Here is a 4,981-nt window from a genome sequence, read left to right on the forward strand (position 1 = left end):
TTTCTTATACCTAATAGAGGAGCACCACCATATTCACGATAATCTAGTGCTTTTTTTAGATTAGATAATTCGTTTTTAAGTAACAAAGCTCCAAATTTTGACTTTTTAGATGATGTGAGCTCTTTTTTTAACATTGAAAAAATTGATTCGGCTACACCTTCTGTTACCTTTAATACAACATTTCCCACAAATCCATCACAGACCATTACATCCGCAACACCAAACGGAAGATCTCTTCCTTCGATATTTCCAATGAAGTTTATTTCTTCTGATTCTAGCAATTTGAATGCTTCTTTAGACAATAAGTTTCCTTTGGTCTTTTCACTTCCAACATTTATCAGTCCAACAGTTGGGTTACTTTTACCCAATACTTCTTTAGTATATATATATCCCATGATCGCAAATTGTCTTAGATATTCAGGTTTTGAATCCATATTTGCGCCTGCATCAACCAATAAAGACATTCCTTTAATCGTCGGATATAAAACTGTTATAGCTGCTCTATCAATATCTTCAAGTCTTTTTATTATAAATATGCTACCAGCCAACAAAGCTCCAGTGTTTCCTGCTGATATAAAACCATCCCCTAATCCTTCTGCTAAAGCATTTAGGCCAATTACCATTGAACTGTTTGTTTTTTTTCTGATAGCTTGTGTTGGCTCATCATCGTTTTCAATCTTTTCATCTGCATTTATAATTTCAATTTTGTCTTTGGAATATTGATATTTATTGAGTTCTGTTTCAATTAATTCTTTTGGTCCAACAAAAATAATTTGAATGTCATTTTCTTTTATTGCCTCTAAAGCTCCCTTAATATTAGAATTAGGAGCATTGTCCCCACCCATAACATCAACTATAATTTTCATATTATCCCTCTTTAAAGTTTATTTTTATTCATTTTAACATATCCTGTTTAATAAGTGAACAAATGCATATAAATAGTATTTATTATTAATATAAAAAGACACTCTAATTATTTAGCCTAGAGTGTCTTTTTATATTAATGCAATTATTCTACTACTATTACTTCTCTTCCATCATAATATCCACAATTTCTACATACTCTATGTGGTTGTTTTGGTTCATGGCATTGTGGGCATTCTGAAAAAGTAGCCTTGTTCAATTTATAAGAAGAAGCTCTTCTCTTATCCCTTCTTGCTTTAGAAGTTTTTCTTTTAGGTACAGCCATACAAACACCTCCTTACCGATCAAAGGTCAATTCTTTCAGTTTTTCTAATCTTAAATCATATGAATGCTTATCACATTCGCAACTATTTGAATTTAAATTTTCACCACATTTAATGCAAAGCCCCTTACATTCATCTTTACATAAAAATTTCATTGGCATAGCACTAAGGATTTCTTGGTAGAGAAAATCGTCTAGAAGAACAGCTTTATCTTTTACAAAAAGACTGTTTTCCTCAGGAAACTTATCATGATCTTTTTTATTAACAACATACCCTTCAGAATTGATTGTTAAAGACGAAATATACTTTTCTAAACAACGGCTACAAACTGCCTCATATTCTAAATTACTTGTTAATTTGAAGGTTATATTGCTTAATGATTTAGAAATAAGTAATTTAGCCTTTATTGGATATTTAATTTCTATTTCTTTAACTGATGAAAATATCTTTTCGTCAAAGTCTATGCTTAGTTCTTCTTCAAAATAGTCTTTGTCTAAGATATTAGCAATATTAACTAACATGCAATTCACCTCTAGACTAACATTACCATTATATATTGGTCATGAATAAAAGTCAATTATAATATTATTTTACTAATTCAACAGTTTCTCTAGCTATCATTAATTCTTCGTTTGTAGGTACTACAAGCACCTTAACTTTTGAATCATCTGTACTGATCATTCTTTCTTTACCCTTAAAGTCATTAACATTTTTGTCTATTTTTACTCCTAATATACCTAAATTTTCACAAACCATTTCTCTAATTAATGGAGAATTTTCCCCAACACCTGCTGTGAAAACAATTGCGTCTACTCTTCCTAACTCAGATGCATATGCAGAAATATATTTTACAACTCTATTAGCAAACAGGTTTAATGCTAATTTTGCTCTCTTGTTTCCTTTTTCAGCCTCGTCCTCTAGGTCTCTAAAATCACTGCTTATTCCAGAAACTCCTAAAACGCCAGACTTTTTATTTAAAACATCATTTACATCATCAAAACTCATATTCTCTTTTTTCATTAAAAAAGGAATAATAGCAGGATCAATATTTCCTGACCTTGTCCCCATAGCAAGCCCTTCTAAAGGGGTAAATCCCATGCTAGTGTCTATTGAAATCCCTGATTTTATAGCTGTTATACTAGCGCCATTGCCAAGATGACAAGTTATTGCATTTAGATCACTTAGTTGTTTATTAAGAATTTCTGCAGTTCTTATTGCTACATATTTATGAGATGTTCCGTGAAAACCATATCTTCTAATTTTATATTTTTCATAATATTCATATGGAATAGCGTAAATGTAATTTTCTTCTGGTAATGTTTGATGAAAGGCCGTATCAAAAACTGCAACCATAGGAACATTAGGCATAATTTCTTTGCAAGCTTCAATTCCTATAATATTTGGTGGATTGTGAAGAGGTGCCAATTCTATGTTTCTATTTAAAGCATCCATAACCTTATCGTCAATGATTACAGATTTTGAAAAATCTTCTCCTCCATGAACAACCCTATGACCAACAGCTGAAATTTGATCCATAGATTCTATTACACCGTATTCACTGTTAGTTATAGCGTCTACAACCATTTTTAAAGCTTCTTTATGATTTTTTATTGGCTCTTCAATGACTATTTTTTCAGAATTATGAGGCTCGTGTTTAATTCTTGAACCATCAATGCCTATTCTTTCGACTATTCCTTTAGCTAAAACATTTTCCCCATTCATGTCAATCAATTGATACTTCAGGGAAGAACTGCCACAGTTAATAACAAGTATATCCATCTGATAACCTCCTAGATTTATTCTATAATAATAGTATATTATTTATGTTATAAAATCAACAATTAAAATATATCATATTTTAATTGTTTCATGTAAAATAATAATAATAAATATATTTTAAATCATTTTTAAAGTTCATAATAAAAATGCTTAAACATAATATGTTGAGGAGATGTTTTATGAAAACTATAGCATTAATAACTGAATATAATCCTTTCCATTTTGGTCATTTATATCATTTGAATGAAGCTAAAAAAATTAGTAGTGCAACACACAGTATATGTATAATGAGCAGTTCTTTTGTTCAAAGAGGAGAACCGGCAATTGTAGATAAATGGTCAAGAGCAAAAATGGCTATAGATAGTGGGGTGGATTTAGTCATAGAACTTCCTTTTCTCTCATCTGTCCAAACTGCTGAACTGTTTGCATATGGTTCGGTAAGAATTTTAGACGAATTAAAAACAGTAGATTATCTAATATTTGGAAGTGAATCAGGCGATTTAAAAACTTTGCAAGAAATAGCATGCGTATTATGTAAAGAACCATATTTATATAAAAAAGAACTTAAAGAAAACCTTAAAAAAGGATTATCATTTCCTATATCTAGAAACTTGGCTATTGCAAATTATTTTTCTAATTACTATAAATTTGATATAAAAGATATATTAAATAATGCAAACAATATTTTAGCTGTGGAATATTTAAAAGCCCTCAATAAACTAAGTTCCAATATAAAACCACTAACTATAAAAAGAGTGGGGCATGGCTACAATGATTTAAATATAAGCAACAGTTTTAATTCTGCAAGTGCAATAAGAAGGGCTATTTTCAAAAATGGCCTATATGAAAATATTGATCTTGTTCCAGAGCAAACTTTTTCTGCTTTAGAAGATTTTTTAAAGACACACAAAAATTTCAATAGCATTAATAATTATTATAATGTGTTAAATTATAAGCTTATAAGTTCTAGTAAAGAAGAATTGAAAAAATTATATGGAATAACTGATGGTCTAGAAAATCGCATTATTGATAAATCTTTTAAATCAAATTCTTTTGAAGATTTAATCGGAAACATTGCTTCAAAATCGCATACTCGATCTAGAATAAGAAGAGCACTCTTACAGTTTATTTTAAATACGACCAAAGATGAGATAGATGCTTATTTTAACTCTAATACTAAGTATATTAGAATATTAGGGGCTAATAAAAAAGGTTTTGAAATAATTAATAAAATCAAAAAAAATTCTGAAATTAGAGTTCTTACCAAATTTACTGATTATAATAAATTTGATGAATTAAAAAATGATATTTCAATAAAAAAAGAAATTTTAGCAACCAATATGTATTATTATGGAATATCTCAAACAGAACCTATAATAAATGCAGATTTTACAAAATCTCCTTATATAACAAAATAGGTGAAATCACCTATTTTGTTTCATTGTGTGAACCTTCAGAAATGTTCTTTAATTCTTTTCTATTTTCATTTAACATATGTATTAGCTCTTTAAGTCTTTCTTGTGTTTCATATAGTAATTCATCAGCATAATCCAAAGCACCATTTCTTATTTCATCAGCACTAAGTTGAGCTTTCTTTATGATTTCATTAGCTCTTTGATTGGCTATTTTTAATACTTCTTCTTTATCAATCATTTGTTCTAATTTTTGTTGTGTATCATTTAAAATGTTCTCAGCAGTTTCTTGAGCTTGGGAGATTATCCTATCTCTTTCTTCTTTAATCCATGCAGCTTGTTTTATTTCATCAGGCAACTTTATTCTAATTTCTCTTAAGATTTCTATAATCTCATCTTTGTTTACCATCACTTTATTAGTCAATGGCACTGATGTGCCAGCTTCAACTATGTCTTCAATTTCATCAATAAGGTCTAATATATCCAAGATTAAACTCTCCTTCCATATTTATTATTAAGTGCATCCTCTACTACTTTAGGAACAAAACATTTTATGTCTCCTCCATATGAAGCTATTTCTTTTATATAAGACCAGAGACCTTG

At 29.3% G+C, this 4,981-nt stretch carries 6 protein-coding genes; 1 reads left to right on the top strand and 5 read right to left on the bottom strand.

Translation table 11 applies throughout. The annotated features are described in order from the left end of the window. The 4 genes from plsX to ACTB1H_RS09040 all read right to left on the bottom strand — a co-directional run. Nucleotides 1-866 (bottom strand): phosphate acyltransferase PlsX (plsX, locus tag ACTB1H_RS09025; protein WP_463262517.1); only part of this gene is annotated, 866 nt, incomplete at its 3' end. A 143-nt stretch (nucleotides 867-1,009) separates the two neighbouring features. Continuing rightward, nucleotides 1,010-1,189 (bottom strand): 50S ribosomal protein L32, encoded by a 180-nt coding sequence (gene rpmF / locus ACTB1H_RS09030; RefSeq protein ID WP_463262518.1) that lies wholly within the window; start codon nucleotides 1,187-1,189, stop codon nucleotides 1,010-1,012. Between the two features lie 12 nt (nucleotides 1,190-1,201). Then, nucleotides 1,202-1,708, bottom strand: a complete 507-nt coding sequence (locus ACTB1H_RS09035; RefSeq protein WP_463262519.1) for a YceD family protein — start codon at nucleotides 1,706-1,708, stop codon at nucleotides 1,202-1,204. A gap of 64 nt (nucleotides 1,709-1,772) precedes the next feature. After that, nucleotides 1,773-2,966: an acetate kinase gene (locus tag ACTB1H_RS09040; protein WP_463262520.1), complete on the bottom strand. Its 1,194-nt coding sequence runs from the start codon at nucleotides 2,964-2,966 to the stop codon at nucleotides 1,773-1,775. A gap of 179 nt (nucleotides 2,967-3,145) precedes the next feature. On the opposite strand from ACTB1H_RS09040, the gene ACTB1H_RS09045 reads away from it, so the two are divergent. Then, nucleotides 3,146-4,384: a nucleotidyltransferase gene (locus ACTB1H_RS09045; RefSeq protein ID WP_463262521.1), complete on the top strand. Its 1,239-nt coding sequence runs from the start codon at nucleotides 3,146-3,148 to the stop codon at nucleotides 4,382-4,384. A 10-nt stretch (nucleotides 4,385-4,394) separates the two neighbouring features. Here ACTB1H_RS09045 and ACTB1H_RS09050 read toward each other — a convergent pair whose 3' ends face one another. Then, nucleotides 4,395-4,865 carry an ATPase gene (locus tag ACTB1H_RS09050; protein ID WP_463262522.1) on the bottom strand — a complete coding sequence of 157 codons (471 nt, stop codon included), beginning with the start codon at nucleotides 4,863-4,865 and terminating at the stop codon, nucleotides 4,395-4,397. Nucleotides 4,866-4,981: the final 116 nt, after the last annotated feature.

Source organism: Soehngenia sp. (genome assembly GCF_055108775.1).